This window comes from Pseudomonas sp. NPDC090203 (assembly GCF_044746765.1).
Lineage (GTDB): Bacteria > Pseudomonadota > Gammaproteobacteria > Pseudomonadales > Pseudomonadaceae > Aquipseudomonas > Aquipseudomonas putida_AD.
This window is the reverse complement of the sequence record NZ_JBIVCV010000010.1, coordinates 172,371-189,044: the sequence shown is the minus strand read 5'-3', so window position 1 is coordinate 189,044 and position 16,674 is coordinate 172,371. Positions and strand designations below refer to the sequence as shown.

General features: G+C 62.3%; 16 protein-coding genes and 1 riboswitch. Of the genes, 5 read left to right on the top strand and 11 right to left on the bottom strand.

Going from position 1 to position 16,674, the window contains the following annotated elements:
* The first annotated feature begins 23 nt into the window (after positions 1 to 23).
* On the top strand, positions 24 to 620 hold the full coding sequence (locus ACIPO9_RS18610) for a YceI family protein (protein WP_274131619.1): 597 nt from the start codon (positions 24 to 26) through the stop codon (positions 618 to 620).
* Positions 621 to 784: 164 nt separating this feature from the next.
* Here ACIPO9_RS18610 and ACIPO9_RS18605 read toward each other — a convergent pair whose 3' ends face one another.
* From ACIPO9_RS18605 to ahcY, 5 genes are all read right to left on the bottom strand, one after another.
* A complete protein-coding gene (locus ACIPO9_RS18605; RefSeq protein WP_400782683.1) occupies positions 785 to 2,716 on the bottom strand; it encodes a DEAD/DEAH box helicase in 1,932 nt (643 codons plus the stop codon).
* Positions 2,717 to 2,933: 217 nt separating this feature from the next.
* On the bottom strand, positions 2,934 to 3,749 hold the full coding sequence (locus ACIPO9_RS18600) for an ABC transporter substrate-binding protein (protein WP_274131617.1): 816 nt from the start codon (positions 3,747 to 3,749) through the stop codon (positions 2,934 to 2,936).
* Between the two features lie 74 nt (positions 3,750 to 3,823).
* The gene (locus ACIPO9_RS18595; RefSeq protein ID WP_400782682.1) at positions 3,824 to 4,912 is read right to left on the bottom strand and encodes a hypothetical protein; all 1,089 of its coding nucleotides are present in this window, start codon (positions 4,910 to 4,912) and stop codon (positions 3,824 to 3,826) included.
* A gap of 108 nt (positions 4,913 to 5,020) precedes the next feature.
* Positions 5,021 to 5,866, bottom strand: a complete 846-nt coding sequence (gene metF, locus ACIPO9_RS18590) for a methylenetetrahydrofolate reductase [NAD(P)H] (RefSeq protein ID WP_400782680.1) — start codon at positions 5,864 to 5,866, stop codon at positions 5,021 to 5,023.
* Between the two features lie 195 nt (positions 5,867 to 6,061).
* Positions 6,062 to 7,471, bottom strand: a complete 1,410-nt coding sequence (gene ahcY / locus ACIPO9_RS18585; protein ID WP_400608683.1) for an adenosylhomocysteinase — start codon at positions 7,469 to 7,471, stop codon at positions 6,062 to 6,064.
* Between the two features lie 20 nt (positions 7,472 to 7,491).
* Positions 7,492 to 7,604, bottom strand: a riboswitch (S-adenosyl-L-homocysteine riboswitch).
* Between the two features lie 190 nt (positions 7,605 to 7,794).
* Between ahcY and ACIPO9_RS18580 the strand changes: the two genes are divergently transcribed.
* Positions 7,795 to 8,199 (top strand): acyl-CoA thioesterase, encoded by a 405-nt coding sequence (locus ACIPO9_RS18580; protein ID WP_274131613.1) that lies wholly within the window; start codon positions 7,795 to 7,797, stop codon positions 8,197 to 8,199.
* A gap of 133 nt (positions 8,200 to 8,332) precedes the next feature.
* Here the strand turns inward: ACIPO9_RS18580 and otnI are convergent, their stop codons facing one another.
* From otnI to ACIPO9_RS18550, 6 genes are all read right to left on the bottom strand, one after another.
* Positions 8,333 to 9,124 (bottom strand): 2-oxo-tetronate isomerase, encoded by a 792-nt coding sequence (gene otnI / locus ACIPO9_RS18575; protein ID WP_400782677.1) that lies wholly within the window; start codon positions 9,122 to 9,124, stop codon positions 8,333 to 8,335.
* 64 nt (positions 9,125 to 9,188) lie between these two features.
* Complete coding sequence (locus ACIPO9_RS18570) at positions 9,189 to 10,646, bottom strand: SLC13 family permease (RefSeq protein ID WP_400782675.1); 1,458 nt, start codon at positions 10,644 to 10,646, stop codon at positions 9,189 to 9,191.
* A 92-nt stretch (positions 10,647 to 10,738) separates the two neighbouring features.
* Positions 10,739 to 11,377 (bottom strand): aldolase, encoded by a 639-nt coding sequence (locus ACIPO9_RS18565; protein ID WP_400608680.1) that lies wholly within the window; start codon positions 11,375 to 11,377, stop codon positions 10,739 to 10,741.
* Complete coding sequence (otnK, locus tag ACIPO9_RS18560) at positions 11,374 to 12,666, bottom strand: 3-oxo-tetronate kinase (protein ID WP_400782673.1); 1,293 nt, start codon at positions 12,664 to 12,666, stop codon at positions 11,374 to 11,376. The genes ACIPO9_RS18565 and otnK overlap by 4 nt, the downstream gene beginning before the upstream one ends.
* 11 nt (positions 12,667 to 12,677) lie before the next feature.
* Positions 12,678 to 13,637 (bottom strand): L-threonate dehydrogenase, encoded by a 960-nt coding sequence (ltnD, locus tag ACIPO9_RS18555; RefSeq protein WP_400782777.1) that lies wholly within the window; start codon positions 13,635 to 13,637, stop codon positions 12,678 to 12,680.
* Positions 13,638 to 13,891: 254 nt separating this feature from the next.
* A complete protein-coding gene (locus ACIPO9_RS18550) occupies positions 13,892 to 14,707 on the bottom strand; it encodes a DeoR/GlpR family DNA-binding transcription regulator (protein ID WP_400608678.1) in 816 nt (271 codons plus the stop codon).
* 156 nt (positions 14,708 to 14,863) lie between these two features.
* Between ACIPO9_RS18550 and ACIPO9_RS18545 the strand changes: the two genes are divergently transcribed.
* From ACIPO9_RS18545 to ACIPO9_RS18535, 3 genes are all read left to right on the top strand, one after another.
* Positions 14,864 to 15,703 (top strand): EamA family transporter, encoded by an 840-nt coding sequence (locus ACIPO9_RS18545; protein ID WP_400608677.1) that lies wholly within the window; start codon positions 14,864 to 14,866, stop codon positions 15,701 to 15,703.
* A 10-nt stretch (positions 15,704 to 15,713) separates the two neighbouring features.
* Complete coding sequence (locus ACIPO9_RS18540) at positions 15,714 to 16,112, top strand: MAPEG family protein (RefSeq protein ID WP_400782671.1); 399 nt, start codon at positions 15,714 to 15,716, stop codon at positions 16,110 to 16,112.
* Positions 16,113 to 16,176: 64 nt separating this feature from the next.
* Entirely contained in the window at positions 16,177 to 16,641 is a 465-nt protein-coding gene (locus tag ACIPO9_RS18535; RefSeq protein WP_400782668.1) for a c-type cytochrome, read from the top strand.
* Positions 16,642 to 16,674: the final 33 nt, after the last annotated feature.

Sequence of the window (16,674 nt, the reverse complement as noted above, 5' to 3'; positions counted from 1 at the left end):
ACTGAACCATAGGAAGACGACGTATGTTGAAAAAGACACTTGCTGCACTGGCCATCGGTTCCGCGCTGCTGTCGGCAGGCCAGGCAATGGCGGCTGACTACACCATCGATAAAGAAGGCCAGCACGCCTTCATCGACTTCACCATCAGCCACCTGGGCTATAGCTTCATCCACGGTACCTTCAAGGACTGGACCGGTAACTTCAGCTTCGATGCTGCCAAGCCTGAAGACAGCAAGATCAGCATCGACATCAAGACCGCCAGCGTCGACACCAACCACGCCGAGCGTAACAAGCACATCAGCAGCAAGGACTTCCTGGACGTCGCTACCTACCCTGACGCCAAGTTCGTCTCCACCAAGGTCACCAACGTTGGCAAGAACGCCGATGGCAAGACCACTGCTGACGTAGAAGGCGACCTGACCCTGCACGGCGTGACCAAGCCGGTCGTGATCAAGGCCACCTTCAACGGCGAAGGCAAGGACCCATGGGGCGGCTACCGCGCTGGCTTCAATGGCACCACTTCGATCAAGCGTTCGGATTTCGGCAAGATGATGGACCTGGGTCCAGCGTCTGACGTCGTCAACTTCGAAATCTCGTTCGAAGGCGTCAAAGCCAAGTAACAACGCAGTACGGCAATTTGTAGGAGCGCGCTTGCCCGCGACGGCGTCAAGGCAGACATTTCAAAGGTGACTGACACGCCGCAATCGCGGGCAAGCGCGCTCCTACATAGCAGATACAAAAACGCCCCGAACCAGTCGGGGCGTTTTCGTTTCTGCCTGAGGGCTTAGCCTTCGCGGTTACGCGTCAGCAAGGCCGGCTTTTCACCGCGCGGGCGGCTTGGTAGTTGGTCGAGCAGTTCGGCAGACGGGAAACGGTCAACCTTGGACTCTTTGTGCATGATCTTCGGACCAGGCTGGCCATCGCGAGGGCCGCGAACGGCTGGCTCTTGGCGCGCAGGCTGATCGTCACGCGCCGGGCGGCGGTTGCGTGGCTGATCTTCGCGACGGCCTTGGCCTGTGCGCGAACCGCCGCGTTTTTCGCCTGAACCGGTGCTGGCGCCACCACCCGAACGAGCACCACCCGAGGTGCTGCCGTTCGAAGCGCTGCCACCACGCGGGTTGCTGCGACCCTGGCCCTGACCCCGTGGAGCAGGCGCGGTGCCGGTGGCCGGAGCGCCCGGACGACGGCCGCGGCCTTGCTGGTTCTTGCCCTGGTAGGGGCTGACGTAGTCGGCGCGGTTGCCGAAGTTGTCGACTTCGTCGTCCAGGAACTCTTCCGGATCGCGATTGGCGCGCGGGGCCGGTTGCGGCTGGGCCTGACGCGCTTCGCCGGATGGCGTGCCCTGACGCGGCTTCTGCCGGCGCTGCTGGTTGCGCGCAGGACGCTCGCCTTCGGAGGCGGTTGCGGCAGCCGGTTTTTCCTTGTCCTTGCCCTTGTCTTTGCCTTTGTCCTTGCGACCGCCACCACCGCCGCCGCCGTTAGGACCGTCGCCACGCGGGCCACGACCGTTGCGCGGGTTGCGCACGTCCGGGCGTTCGCGCACTTCAGGCTTTTCCGCTTCGACCGAGTTGATGTCGAAGCCCATCAGATCGCCGTCGGCGATCTTCTGCCTGGTCATGCGCTCGATGCTCTTGAGCAGCTTCTCTTCGTCCGGCGCGACCAGCGAGATCGCCTCGCCGCTGCGGCCAGCACGGCCGGTACGACCGATGCGGTGCACGTAGTCTTCGTCGACGTTAGGCAGTTCGAAGTTGACCACGTGAGGCAGTTGGTCGATGTCCAGGCCACGGGCGGCGATGTCGGTCGCGACCATGATGCGCACGGTGCCGGCCTTGAAATCGGCCAGGGCCTTGGTGCGGGCGTTCTGGCTCTTGTTGCCGTGGATCGCGACGGCGCTCAGGCCGTGCTTGTCCAGGTACTCGGCCAGGCGGTTGGCGCCGTGCTTGGTGCGGGTGAAGACCAGCACCTGTTCCCACGCGCCCTGGGTGATCAGGTGCGCCAGCAGCGAACGCTTGTGGTTGGCCGGCAGGCGGAAGACGCGTTGTTCGATGCGCTCGACCGTGGTGTTCGGCGGCGTGACTTCGATGCGCTCCGGGTCATGCAGCAGCTTGCCTGCAAGGGCGGTGATGTCGGCCGAGAAAGTGGCCGAGAACAGCAGGTTCTGACGCTTGGCCGGCAGGCGCGCGAGGACTTTCTTCACGTCGTGAACGAAGCCCATGTCGAGCATGCGGTCGGCTTCGTCCAGGACCAGGATTTCAACGTGGGACAGATCGACGCTGCCCTGGCCTGCCAGGTCCAGCAGGCGGCCGGGGCAGGCGACCAGAACGTCGACGCCACGGGCCATGGCCTGCACCTGGGGGTTCATGCCGACGCCGCCGAAAATGCAGGCGCTGACGAACTTCAGGTTCTTGGCGTAGATCTTGAAGCTGTCGTGGACCTGGGCTGCAAGTTCACGGGTTGGGGTCAGGACCAGTACGCGCGGTTGGCGCGGGCCGTGACGCTGGGATTTGTCCGGGTGACCGTTGGGGAACAGGCGCTCCAGGATAGGGAGAGCGAAACCACCGGTTTTACCAGTACCTGTCTGTGCGGCGACCATCAGATCGCGGCCTTGCAACACGGCGGGGATAGCCCGCTGTTGCACTGGCGTAGGCTGGGAATAGCCAGCCGCCTCGATGGCGCTGACTAAAGCCTCGGAGAGACCGAGGGAAGCAAAGGACATGAGTAATCCTGTCTTAAGTTGGGGCAATGGGCCCGAATAGAAGTGAGGTGCTCGGCGCGAAAAAGAGTTCGAAGGGCGCAGTCCCGGGGTCTGTAAGTTCAACTCGGGGCAGGGCGCGGGTGAAAGAAAATGCGCTGCTGACGTGTTCGAGAAGTCTTCTGTGAGACCGAGCATCCGGGCGTGAGCCTGGCGGGATCGCGGGAGTATAACAGAGCAATCACAACTCGCTGCGTTCGTGCTGCTCAACGGTTTTATCATGCCCGTCGGCCGTTTGCGTGGTTGCCGGGGCCGGCGGCAGCTCCCCGGTGTAACGCGCCACCAGCTCGGCATAGGCCGGTTCACGCTTGAAGCGCTTGAGTTCGGCGCCGAAGCGCTGCACCAGCAGATCCATGCCGACGTTGCGCCGCACCGCCAGGTACAGGTCCTGGCGGGCAATCACGTTGGGCACTTCGCTGATCTCGTCGCGCAGCTTGAGCTTGTCGATCATCTGTTGGCCGACCAGACGCTCGGTCACCACCAGATCGACGCGGCCACGGGCCAGCTTGCCGAAGTTGGCCTCGTGGGTGGGCGCCGGCTCCCGGATGAACAGGGTCGAGGCGTCGAATTCCGGGCTGTACTGGTAGCCGGGGGATACCCCGACGGTCAACCCGGTCAGGTCCTCCATGCGCTCGAACCGGTGCGGGCGGGCCTTGGCCTGAAACAGCACCCAGTTGATCTCGGACAGCGGCTCGTTCGGGTACAGCAGCAGGTTATCGCGTTCGGGCAGCTTGAGAATGTCCAGCACGCCGTCGGCTTCACCCTGCTCAAGCATCAACAGGCAACGCTTCCAGGGCAGGAACTGCCACTGCACGTCGATCCCCAGGCGCTTGAAGACGATGGTGGTCATCTCGTAGTCCAGCCCCGACGCCTCCTGGCCATCGACCATCACATAGGGCGCCCAGGGTTCGGTGACAAGACGCAGCCTTTCGCCCAGAGCGGTGAAGCTCAGGCAGACGAGAAGGGCGGCGCATAGCAGTCGCAGGTTCAGGGGCATGGCGCGAGAGTACGATGCTCGCCCGCCAAATAGAAGGGGCGGCGCAAGAGATCGCTCGCGCCGCCTGTGGTCGATCAGGCCGAGCGCTGCACCTTGACCAGATGCTGGTAGATGGCGGTACGCCGACGGCCAAGCAGCCTGCGCACTGCCCAGTGCTCCAGCCATTGCTGGAGCTGCGCTGGCGGGATGGGACCCTGCATCCGTCGTTCGGCGTTGCTGAAGGCCTTTTCCCACCAGACGGCGGAGCAGGCGCGATCGAATTCGTTCGGGTACTCACAGCAGCCGTACAGCACTTCACGTACGAACTGGCGCTGCGGCTGTGGCACCGCGAGGGTCGCGCTCTTGTAGACCAGGCGCTGCCAGGTACCGGGCCGCGGCAACTGTGCCGAGACATTGCCGGTGTCGTGCAGGGCCTGGGCGCTGAGCGGAGCGTGACCGTGCTTGCCCAGCCAGGCGCGAACCTTGGCGCGAAACAGCTGCTTGCGGCTCCAGTAATGGTGGATCAGGTCGGTGCACTGATCGACTTTCATCGAGCGGTAGGCGGCAACGCCCAGGCAGAATTCCTCCAGCGTGTAGGCGCCGGGGGTGATGGGGAAGAACTCGTCCATCAATGCGATGGAGCTGTCGAGCAGCGCCATGTCCTGATGTGTGAGCCCGATCACGCCGGAGTTCACCAGCGACATTTCATCATCGGCCAGGCCGCGCTGCGCCAGGGTTTCGGCCAGTGCGGTGTAGAGGATGGTGCCCTTGCAATCGGCATAGCGCAGTTGAAAGGCGTTGCACAGCAACGTGCCTGGCTGAACACGTTCGAACAGCGCCATGGGGCTTGCGTGGAAGAAGGTGTCGGTGTCGATCAGGATCGCTTTTTCCGACTCCTGCAGCACCATCCGCGCAACGACATGTTTGCAGCGGAAGTGATAATGGTGCGGCCCGCTCCACTGGCGACGCATCTCGGCATCGATGGCGCGTACGCGCACCGGCAGATGACGATAGGGTTCTGGGTTGTCGCTGAAGACTTGAATGTCGAAGGGACGCTCGGTTGTATCACCGGCTTTTGCCAGGGCGCTCGCAATGCTGAAGACTGCTTCCTGGTGGTAGGTGTCGGCACCGAATACCAGGTAGACCAGCTGCGGGCGGGAAGAGATGTTATTGAATGAAGTCAACTGCTTGGATATCCGTCTCGGTCAGGCACTGGCAGGCCATGTACTATCAGCCTGCCGTGCGAACATTACCCTATAGTGACCGGCATGTTCGAGACAGATTCAAACCGTTCAGCGGGGCAGTTTGAGATTGTTCCAGATCGACAGGCTAGGTTCAGTCTGGTTCATCGTATAGAAGTGCAGGCCCGGTGCGCCGCCTTGCAACAATTGCTCGCACATTTGCGTCACGACCTGTTCGCCAAACGCCTGGATGCTCGCCGCATCATCGCCGTAGGCTTCCAGTTGCTTGCGGATCCAGCGTGGGATCTCTGCGCCGCAGGCGTCGGAGAAACGTGCCAGTTTGCTGTAGTTGGTGATGGGCATGATGCCCGGCACGATCGGGATGTTCACGCCCATCTTCTGCACGCGCTCGACGAAGTAGAAGTAGCTGTCGGCGTTGAAGAAATACTGGGTGATCGCGCTGTTGGCACCGGCGTTGGCCTTACGCACGAAGTTCTTCAGGTCGTCTTCGAAGTTGCGCGCCTGTGGGTGCATTTCCGGGTAGGCGGCGACTTCGATTTCGAAATGGTTGCCGGTTTCTTCGCGGATGAACGTCACCAGATCACTGGCGTGAGGCAACTCACCGCCGGAAATGCCCATGCCCGAAGGCAGGTCGCCGCGCAGGGCGACGATGCGTTTGATGCCCGCATCCTTGTATTGCGTCAGCAGGCCGCGCAGGTCGGCCTTGCTGTCACCGACGCACGACAAATGCGGCGCCGACGGGATATTCACTTCTTTTTCCAGCTGCAGCACGGTGTTGATCGTGCGCTCGCGCGTGGACCCACCGGCACCGTAGGTGCAGGAGAAGAAGTGTGGGTTGTAGCTGGCCAGCGTGCGGGCGACAGCCATCAGTTTTTCATGACCAGCGTCGGTCTTCGTCGGGAAGAACTCGAAGCTGTAGCGACGGTCTTGGGACATGGTCGTATCCTGGGGAACTCGTAAACCTTACGCCTGCCCCCGTAGGAGCGCGCTTGCCCGCGACGGCGGTGTGTCAGATACAAACATTACGACTGACACTCCGCGGTCGCGGGCAAGCGCGCTCCTACCAGGGCTGCGGCCGTTCATGCGTGAGCGGCTTGCCCGTAACGGCGGGCAAGCCGTGCAACACACAGATCAGTAGCGGTAAGCGTGCGGCTTGAACGGACCTTCGACGCTCACGCCGATGTAGTCGGCCTGGGTCTTGGTCAGTTTGGTGACCACGCCGCCGAAGCCGCGCACCATTTCCAGGGCCACTTCTTCGTCCAGCTTTTTCGGCAGAACTTCGACGGTCAGGCGCTCGGCTTTCTGAGCCGGGCTCAGGTCAGCGTACTTCTGGTCGAACAGGAAGATCTGGGCCAGAACCTGGTTGGCGAACGAGCCGTCCATGATGCGGCTTGGGTGACCGGTGGCGTTGCCCAGGTTCACCAGACGGCCTTCGGCCAGCAGGATCAGGTAGTCGTCGTTCTGTGGATCGAAATCGCCTGCGCCTGTGCGGTGGATCTTGTGCACTTGTGGCTTCACTTCTTCCCATGCCCAGTTCTTGCGCATGAAAGCGGTGTCGATTTCGTTGTCGAAGTGACCGATGTTGCAGACCACAGCGCGTTTTTTCAGCGCCTTGAGCATGTTCGCGTCGCAAACGTTGACGTTGCCGGTGGTGGTCACGATCAGGTCGATCTTGCCCAGCAGAGCCTTGTCGATGGTCGCTTCGGTGCCGTCGCTTTCACCGTTGATGAACGGCGAAACCAGCTCGAAACCGTCCATGCATGCCTGCATGGCGCAGATCGGGTCGACTTCGGTGACCTTCACGATCATGCCTTCCTGACGCAGGGACTGGGCCGAGCCCTTGCCCACGTCACCGTAACCGATGACCAGCGCTTGCTTGCCGGACAGCAGGTGGTCGGTGCCGCGCTTGATGGCGTCGTTCAGGCTGTGACGGCAGCCGTACTTGTTGTCGTTCTTGCTCTTGGTGACCGAGTCGTTGACGTTGATCGCAGGGATCTTCAGTTCGCCCTTGGCCAGCATGTCCAGCAGGCGGTGTACGCCAGTGGTGGTTTCTTCGGTGACGCCGTGGATCTTGTCCAGCATCGCCGGGTATTTCTTGTGCAGGATCTCGGTCAGGTCGCCGCCGTCGTCGAGGATCATGTTGGCGTCCCATGGCTGACCGTCCTTGAGGATGGTCTGCTCGATGCACCACTCGTACTCTTCTTCGGTCTCGCCTTTCCAGGCGAAGACAGGGATACCGGCAGCGGCGATGGCGGCAGCGGCCTGGTCCTGAGTCGAGAAAATGTTGCACGACGACCAGCGTACTTCGGCACCCAGGGCAACCAGGGTTTCGATCAGCACGGCAGTCTGGATGGTCATGTGGATGCAGCCGAGAATCTTCGCGCCCTTGAGCGGTTGCTCACCAGCGTATTTGCGACGCAGGCCCATCAGGGCAGGCATTTCGGACTCAGCGATGATGGTCTCGCGACGGCCCCATGCAGCCAGGGAAATGTCGGCAACCTTGAAATCGTTGAAATCGGCGGGCGTCTGTACAGCGCTCATAAGAGTCTCCATTCGTAGTGTGCGAATGGGCGCCGTTGTGCGTTTAAGGCTTGTCCGGTTCGAGACGAACCTGAACAAACAACGCCCCATCCGAGCCTGACAGGTCTGACCTGCTGCAGCGCCCCTCGGACAGGTGGCGGGAAAACGGTATCAAGTGGTGATGACCGTTTTTTGAAGCGGGGGCGATTATAACTTCTGAGCTATAAGCTGCAAGCTGCAAGCGACAAGTGAAAGCAGATCTGCTTTTACTTGCAGCTTGGGGCTTGAAGCTTGAAGCTTGGGGGCACAAACGCCACGATTTTCCAAACGCCCTGGAGCCCCCTATGAACTTCCACACTCGCAAGTGGGTGAAACCCGAAGACCTCAACCCCAACGGTACCTTGTTCGGGGGCAGCCTGCTGCGCTGGATCGACGAGGAAGCGGCGATCTACGCCATCGTTCAGTTGGGTAACCAGCGGGTGGTGACCAAGTACATTTCCGAGATCAACTTCGTCAGCGCCTCGCGCCAGGGCGACATCATCGAGTTGGGTATCACCGCGACGGAGTTTGGCCGCACCTCGATCACCCTGACCTGCCAGGTGCGCAACAAGATCACTCGCAAGAGCATCCTGACGGTGGAGAAGATGGTGTTCGTGAACCTGGGCGAAGACGGTTTGCCAGCGCCCCACGGCAAGACCGAGATCACGTACGTGAAGGACCAGTTCAAGGATGAGGCGGTGAACGAGTGATCGTTGTGTGAGGATGCGCGAAATACGCGACCGCCGCTTGTAGGAGCGCGCTTGCCCGCGATGGCGGCCTGTCAGTCACCACAGAGGCCACAGGCACACCGCAATCGCGGGCAAGCGCGCTCCCACAACGAGGTCAGGAAGGGTTCTTCGCCTTCCAGTCCCGCAGCCACTGCAGGCCTTCGCTGGTATCGCCTTTAGGGCGGTACTCGCAACCGATCCAGCCGGTGTAGCCCAAGCGGTCGATTTCTTCGAACAGCCACGGATAATTCACTTCGCCCAGATTCGGCTCATGACGGTCCGGCACGCCCGCGATCTGGATGTGGCCCACGCCTGCGAAATCACGACGCAACTTGCTGATCACATCGCCTTCGACGATCTGGCAGTGATAGAAGTCGAACTGCACTTTCAGGTTGTCGGCACCGACTTCCTTGCACACCGCCTGGCCCTGGTCCTGGCGATTGAGGAAGAAGCCTGGCATGTCGCGGGTATTGATCGGCTCGATCAGCACGGTCACGCCGACCTTGGCCGCTTCCTGCGCTGCATGATGCAGGTTCTCGATATACACCGCATGGTGCTTTTCGCGCAGCTCTTCGCTTGGCAGCAGGCCGGCCATCACGTGAATGCGGTCGTTGCCCAGCACGGCGGCGTACTCCAGTGCCTTCTGGATGCCTGCGCGAAACTCTTCCTCACGACCCGGCAGCGAGGCAATCCCGCGCTCGCCCTTGGCCCAGTCGCCCGGCGGTGCGTTGAACAGCGCCTGGGTCAGTTTGTTGTCGACCAGGCGCTGTTTGATCTCGGCTGCCGTGAAGTCGTACGGGAACAGGTACTCCACCGCCTCGAAACCGTCCGCCGCCGCAGCAGCGAAGCGGTCGAGGAAATCGTGTTGCGGGTACAGCATGCTGAGGTTGGCAGCGAAACGAGGCATGTCTTACTCCTGTCTTCTAAGAGACAGGCGGCGTGCAATCAGGATTCGCACACCGCCTGGGGTATCAAACGAACGGCCAGATCACCAGGGTCATCAAGAAGCCCAGCGTGCCGAGCACGGTGACCAGGAAGGTCCAGGTGCGCAGGCCGTCACCCACGTTCAGGCCGGCCAGCTTGGTGAACATCCAGTAACCGGCGTCGTTGATGTGCGACATCGCCAGGCCGCCACCGCCCATGGCCAGGCACAGCAGGGCCATGTGGTTGGCAGAGAGGTTCATGCTGGCGATCAGTGGGCTGAGGATGCCGGCAGTGGTCACCAGTGCCACTGTGGTCGAGCCTTGCACGGCGCGCAACAGCAGCGTCAGGATAAAGCCCAGCGCCAGAACCGGCAGGCCGGTGTTACGCAGCGCTTCGGAAACGACAGCACCGATGCCGGTGTCCACTAGGACCTTGCCGAACACGCCACCGGCGCCGGCAATCAGGATCACCATGGCAACGCCCGGCAGGGCCGAGCCGATCACGTCGGACACCTGGCTGCGGCTCCAGCCACGGCGCGAACCCAGGATCCAGGCACACAGCAAGGTGTCGATCAGCAGCGCAACCAGCGGCGCGCCCAGCACGGTCAGCACGCTGCGCAGGGTCGAATCCGCTGGCAGCATGGTGGTGGCCAGGGTGCCCAGCAGGATCAGGATGATCGGCAGCAGAATCAGCGCAACGATAATCCCGGCGCCCGGTGCCGGAGCCTTGGGCAATTTGGCTGCCAGGCTGCTGGCGCTTTCTTCCAGGCCCAACTCTTTGGTGTGGGTCGCTTCCTTGGTGTTGGAGTAGTCGTTGTTGGCCCACGCCACCAGGTCTTCGTTGGTGATGTGCGGACCGTAGACTTCGCTGCGGATGTCGTCGGTCATCGGGTAGGTCTTGCGGGTCATGCGACCGGCGATCACGTAACCGATCAGGCACAGCACAGCCACCATCGGGATACCGAACATCAGCACACGGCCAAGGTCAGCGCCCAGTTGCCCGGCAGCGGCGACAGCGCCCGGATGCGGCGGCAGGAACGCATGCACCGACAGCAGCGCGGCACACATCGGCAGGGCGAAGATCAGCAGCGGCTTGCGTGCAGCGCGAGCAACACCGTAGGCCAGTGGCATGAGGATGATCACGCCGACCTCGAAGAACACCGGGATACCGACCATGAAACCGGCGACGGTCAGGGCCAGCGGCGTGCGCTTGTTGCCGAAGCGGTTGATCAGGGTCTTGGCCAGCGCCTCGGCGCCGCCGGACAACTCGATGATTCGCCCGATCATGGCACCCAGCGCGATGATGATCGCGATGTGGCCCAGGGTCTTGCCCATGCCGCCTTCGATGGTTGCCACCAGGTCAGCCGGCTTAACGCCCGCGACCAGGGCGACGATGATGCTGACGAGCATCAGGGCCACGAACGGCTGGAATTTGTACTTGAGGACCAGCAGCAGCAACAGCGCGATGCCGGCACCTGCGATGGTCATTAGGATCAGAGGAGTCATGTTGAGTGTCGTGTCCTGTTGTTATTTTTGTCCGGCGAGCCGGGAGCCGGAGACCGCCGAAGCGGTCCCCAATCAAACGCTTTGTCAGCGGGTTACCAGTTCACACCGAACGCCTGGCGCAGATCTTCCAGCGCCGCTGCGTCCAGAGGCTCGGGTTTGGGGTTGCTCATCAGCCACAGGCGGGCGGTCTCTTCGAGCTCTTCCAGGGCGAAGGCTGCCTTGGCGACCGAGCTTTCCCAGACCACCGGGCCCAACCGCTCGAGCATCACGCCGCGCACGCTGTTCGCCAGTTTCGCCACCTGTTCGGCGACTTTCGGCGAGCCCGGGCGCTCGTAGTTGATGAGCGGGATGTGACCGACCTTCATCACCTGATACGGCGTGATGGGCGGAAGGATGTCGTTCTGCTGCCAGACGCCGGCCAGGGTCAGCGCCACCAGGTGCGTGGAGTGGGTGTGCACCACGCCGCCAACGCTTGGGTTACGGTCGTAGACTTCGCGGTGCAGCATCAGGGTTTTCGACGGCTTGTCGCCCGACACCCATTCGCCCGCCAGGTTGACCTTGGCGATGGCTGCCGGGTCCAGACGGCCCAGGCAGGCGTCGGTCGGGGTGATCAGCCAGCCGTCATCCAGGCGTGCACTGATGTTGCCCGCGCTGCCGACGGTATAGCCACGGCCGAACAGCAGGCGGCCGATGTCGCAGATTTCTTCGCGCAGTTTATTTTCGGCACTCATGCAGCACCTCCGGCCAACTGCTTGAGGGCCTTGTCGAAGAAGTCACGGCCACCGAAGTTGCCGGACTTGAGCGCCAGTGCCAGCGGCTGGTCGCCACTGCTGATGGTCGCCGGAACGCCCGGATCGATCTGCGCGCCGATTTTCAGCAGGCTCACGCCCAGCGCTTGAACCACCGCGCCCGAGGTCTCGCCACCTGCGACGACGAAGCGTTTTACGCCGGCCTTCAGCAGGCCGCTGGCGATCTTGCCCAGCGCCTCTTCAACCATCGCGCCTGCGCGCTCGACGCCCAGCTTCTGCTGCACGGCTTTGACTTCATCCGGGCTGCTGGTGGCGTAGATCAGAACCGTCTGACCGGCATCGCGGGCGAAGGCCAAGGCGTCTTCGACCACAGGCTTGCCGTCGGCCAGCGCCAGCGGATCGATCCGCAGGGCAGGGCGACCGGCTTCCAGCCAGGCAGCCACCTGGCCATTGGTGGCGACCGATGCGCTACCGGCCAGGACCACTTCGCCGCCGTCAACCTGCGCAAGTTTTGCAGCGTCGATGTCGCGCAGCTTGCCGGCCTTGCGGAAGTTGCCCGGCAGGCCCAGCGCCAGACCCGAACCGCCAGTCAGCAGCGGCAGGTCGGCGCAGGCTTCGCCCAGGGTGTACAGGTCGGCATCGGACAGTGCGTCGGCAATGGCCATGACCACGCCGTTGGCACGCAGTTCGGCGATGCGCGCACGCACGCCTTCAACGCCCTTGGCGATGCTGTCGTAGCGCAGCAGGCCGACTTTCTTTTCGGTTTGCGATTGCAACACGCGGACCAGGTTCGCGTCGCTCATCGGCGTCAGCGGGTGGTTCTGCATGCCGCATTCGTTGAGCAGTTGATCCTGCACGAACAGGTGGCCACGGAAGATCGTGCGACCGTTTTCCGGGAAGGCCGGGCAGGCCAGGGTGAAGTCGCTGTCCAGCGCCTGCAGCAGGGCTTCGCTGACCTGGCCGATGTTGCCTTTGGCGGTCGAGTCGAAGGTGGAGCAGTACTTGAAGAAGATCTGCTCGCAGCCACGATCACGCAGCCACTGCAAGGCCTGCAGCGATTCCTCGACCGCTTCGGCAGCCGGGGTGGTGCGCGATTTCAGGGCGATGACGATGGCGTCGGCGTCCAGTTCGGCCAGGCTTTCAGCGCTTGGAATACCGATGCTTTGCACGGTGCGCATGCCGCCACGCACCAGCATGTTGGCAAGGTCGGTGGCGCCTGTGAAGTCGTCGGCGATGCAGCCCAGCAGAGGGCGCGCAGTCGTAGTGCTCATGTGCGATGTCCTCAGTCGTTGGCGGCTTTGGCGCCCGGCAGGGTGATGCCCGGGAAGATCTTGATCACGGCCGAATCGTCTTCGCGACCGAAGCCTGCGGTCGAGGCCTGCATGAACATCTGGTGCGCAGTGGACGACAGCGGCAGCGGGAATTTGCTGGCGCGGGCGGTATCCAGTACCAGGCCCAGGTCCTTGACGAAGATGTCCACGGCCGACAGCGGCGTGTAGTCAGCCTTGAGGATGTGCGGCACGCGGTTTTCGAACATCCACGAATTACCGGCGCTGTTGGTGATGACTTCGTACAGGGCGTCGGCGTCGACACCTTCGCGCAGGCCCAAGGCCATGGCTTCGGCGCTCGCGGCGATGTGCACACCGGCCAGCAGCTGGTTGATGATTTTGACTTTCGAACCCAGGCCATGGACGTCGCCCAGGCGATAGACCTTGCCAGCCATGCCGTTGAGCACCGCGTCGGCCTTGGCGTAGGAGTCGGCAGGGCCGCTGGTCATCATGGTCATCTGGCCGGCAGCGGCTTTGGCGGCGCCACCGGAGATCGGTGCATCGAGGTACAGCAGGCCTTTTTCAGTCAGGCGCTGGCCCAGCTCGATGGCGAAGGTCGGGGCGACAGTGGCGCAACCGATGACCAGGCTGCCTTGAGCCAGAGCGGCGACGGCGCCGTTCTCACCGAAGAGTACGGTTTCGGTCTGCTCGGCGTTGACCACGACAGTGATGATGACGTCGCAGGCAGCAGCCATCGCGGCTGGAGAATCACAAGCAACGCCGCCTTCGCTGGCGAACTGCTCGGTGACGGCTGCGCGCACGTCACAGGCATGCACATTGAAGCCGCTGCGCAGCAGCGAGCGGGCGATACCAAGGCCCATGGCACCCAGGCCAATGACGCCGACGTTCTTGTTATTCATGAGTCTCTCCTCGGGTCGAGTGCCTTCGCTACCGTTGGCACTTGAAAGATGTATGTTCGGATCTGTTAAAGATAGTGAACCTGTGAACGAATAATGTGAAGTAATTTTTTGAGTTAACAAAATTTAACATAGATCATTTTTTGAACAACAAAAAAGCCCCGGTATCTGGCCCGGGGCTTTGAAGGTATACGCAGTTCAGGTGTAGGAGCGCGCTTGCCCGCGACGGCGGTGTGTCAGTTACGTCAATTGCGTCTGGCACACCGCCCTCGTCCGGATGCGGCCCAGACCAAGCGCGCTCCTACAGGTGGTTAACCGGTTATCGACGCCAACAACACATCCACCCCAAGCGCACGGATGCTGTCTGCCGCCGCGCCGCCCAGGCCGTCGTCGCTGACGATCGTGTCGAACTGCTCAAGCCCCGCGACCTTGTACATGCCGAAGGTGCCGTACTTGGAACTGGTGGTCAGCAGCACGCTGCGGGAGGCGGCCTGCATCGCCGCCTGCTTGACCTCGACCTTCAAGGCAGACGGCGTGGTGGTGCCGCGTTGCAGGTCCCATGAACTGGTCGACATGAAGGCAACGTCCGTCGCCAGTTGGCGCAGGGTCGCCGCTGCCAGGCCGCCGACGCAGGAGCGGTTCGGGTGATCCAGCAGGCCGCCGGTGTGAATCACGTCCACATGGGTCGCATCGGCCAGCGCATTGACCACGCCGAAATCGTTGGTCACCACGGTCATCCCCGACAGAGCGACGATATAGGGCACCAGCTCCAGCGTGCTGGTGCCGGCGTCCAGGTACACGGTCATTTCCGGGTGCAGCAAGGTTGCGGCCAGCCGGGCCATCGCCTGTTTGTGGGGAAGTTCGACCACGGCCTTGGACTGGTGGCTGGGCTCGCTGTGCACCTGGCTTGCGATGCGCACGCCGCCGGTGACCGAATATGCGCGCCCGCTCTGTTCCAGCAAGGCGATGTCGCGGCGGATGGTCATGTGCGAGCAGTCGAACATTTCCATCAGTTGGTGCACGCTGAGCACCTGGTGCTTGCGCAACTGACGCAGCATCAGCTCCCGGCGCTGGTCGGGAATCATGGGCGCTGCACCACTGATGGTGGTGTCTTCTTCGCTGGACATTCAGGCTCCTGATACAACGGTTCGGTGTACGGCCGATCTCGGCTGTGATGGCTGGCATCTTAGCCAATCGGGACGCCTGGTGTATTCCGTCATCGCCAACCTTTATGCTCGAAAAAGTGTCGCCTGGTGGTTGGTGTGGGCGAATAAGGAGAGTACGTGCTGGCGACAACCCTGGTCCTGATCGCAGCGTTGCTGCATGCCACCTGGAACACCCTCATCAAATTCAGCGGCGAGCGGTTGCTGGTCATCGCCAGCATGGACGTGGTCGCTTTTGTCCTCGCGGTGATCGCGCTGGGGTTCGTCACGCCGCCGCCGCTGCACATCTGGCCTTGGCTTGTGGCGTCGGCGTTGTTCGAGCTGGTTTATCGCGCCTTGCTGATCCGCGCCTATCAGGTGGGCGATCTGGGCCTGGTCTACCCGCTGATGCGAGGGTTGTCGCCGCTGGTGGTGCTGGCGCTGACTTTGATCTTCGCAGGCGAGCACCTGACGACCCAGCAGATCCTCGGCATTCTGCTGATCCCTGCCGGCATGGTCTGCCTGTTATGGCAGGGTGGCGGCGGGGATCGTCTGCCGTGGTCGATGCTGCCGGTTGTCGGGCTGATCGGCCTGTGCATCGGTTGTTACACCTGGATCGATGGCCAGGCGCTCAAGCGTGGCATCGCCCCGCTGGACTATCTGGTCTGGCTGACGTTCATCAGCGCCTGGCCCTTCCCGCTGCTGGCGGTGCTCAAGAAACGTCCGGCATTCACCCTGTTCTGGCGCGAGCAGTGGAGGCTGGGCCTGGCTGTCGGTTTTTGCGTTCTGGCAAGTTATGCCCTGGTGCTCTGGGCAATGCAGCTAGGCTCAGTGGCAGAGGCGGCAGCGTTGCGCGAGGTGAGTGTGGTGCTGGTGGTGTTGTTCGGCATGCGCTATCTCAAAGAACCTTTTGGCCGGCCGCGGCTCTTAGCCTGTGCGCTGGTTTTACTCGGAATGCTTCTGATGAAGCTCACTTTTTAAGGATGTGAACATGACCGTTGCCTTCTGGTGCGTGTTGATCGTGATTCTGCTGCCGATTGTGTGTGCCGGGATTGCCAAGTTCGGCGGTGGTGGATTCCGCATGAGCGACAACCACGACCCCCGGGATTTCCTCGAAAGCCTCGAAGGATTCCCGCGCCGTGCCCATGCCGCGCAGCAGAACAGCTTCGAGGCGATTCCGGGGTTCGCAGCCGGTGTGATCATTGCCCATATCGCCGGGGTCGCCCAACTGGTGACCATCGATGTATTGGCGGTGCTGTTCGTCACCACGCGCCTGCTCTACATCATTTTCTACCTGGCGGATCTGGCCGCCCTGCGCTCGCTGGTGTGGTTCATCGGGCTGGCGCTGGTGGTCGCTTTGTTCGGCGTTTCCGTCGGCACGCCTGCCTGAACATTCACTTGGGTTTTTCAGGGCGTACGCAGATACTGGCGACCCTTTTTCGCCAGTAGTCGCCATGAATTCAAAGAGCGTCGCGTTGAGAAGTTTCGGTCTGCTGCTGGTCGCAGCCTTTGCGTTGACGGCCTGCGGGGGCGTCGACCCGGATTCCCCGCTCGGCCAGCGCAAGGCAATCTTCAAGCAGATGCTCAAGACCAGCGAAGACACCGGCGGCATGCTGCGCGGGCGGTTGCCGTTCGACGGCGCAAAGTTCGCCGAGGGTGCGGTGAAGCTCGATGGCCTGGCCCACGAACCGTGGAAACACTTCCCGCCCGTTCGTGAAGCAGAACACACCAGCGCCAGGGATGCGGTGTGGGAGCGTCAGGCGCGCTTTCAGGAACTGGCCCGGGCGCTTGAGGCCCGGACCGGGGAACTGGTCATCGCGACCAGAACCTTGCAACTGACCCCGGCCAACATGATCCCGCCGATGAACAACGTCGAAGATGCCTGTGATGCCTGTCACAAGGAGTTTCGCGATCACTGACTGGCGTCAGCTTCAAGCGGCAAGCCACAAGCC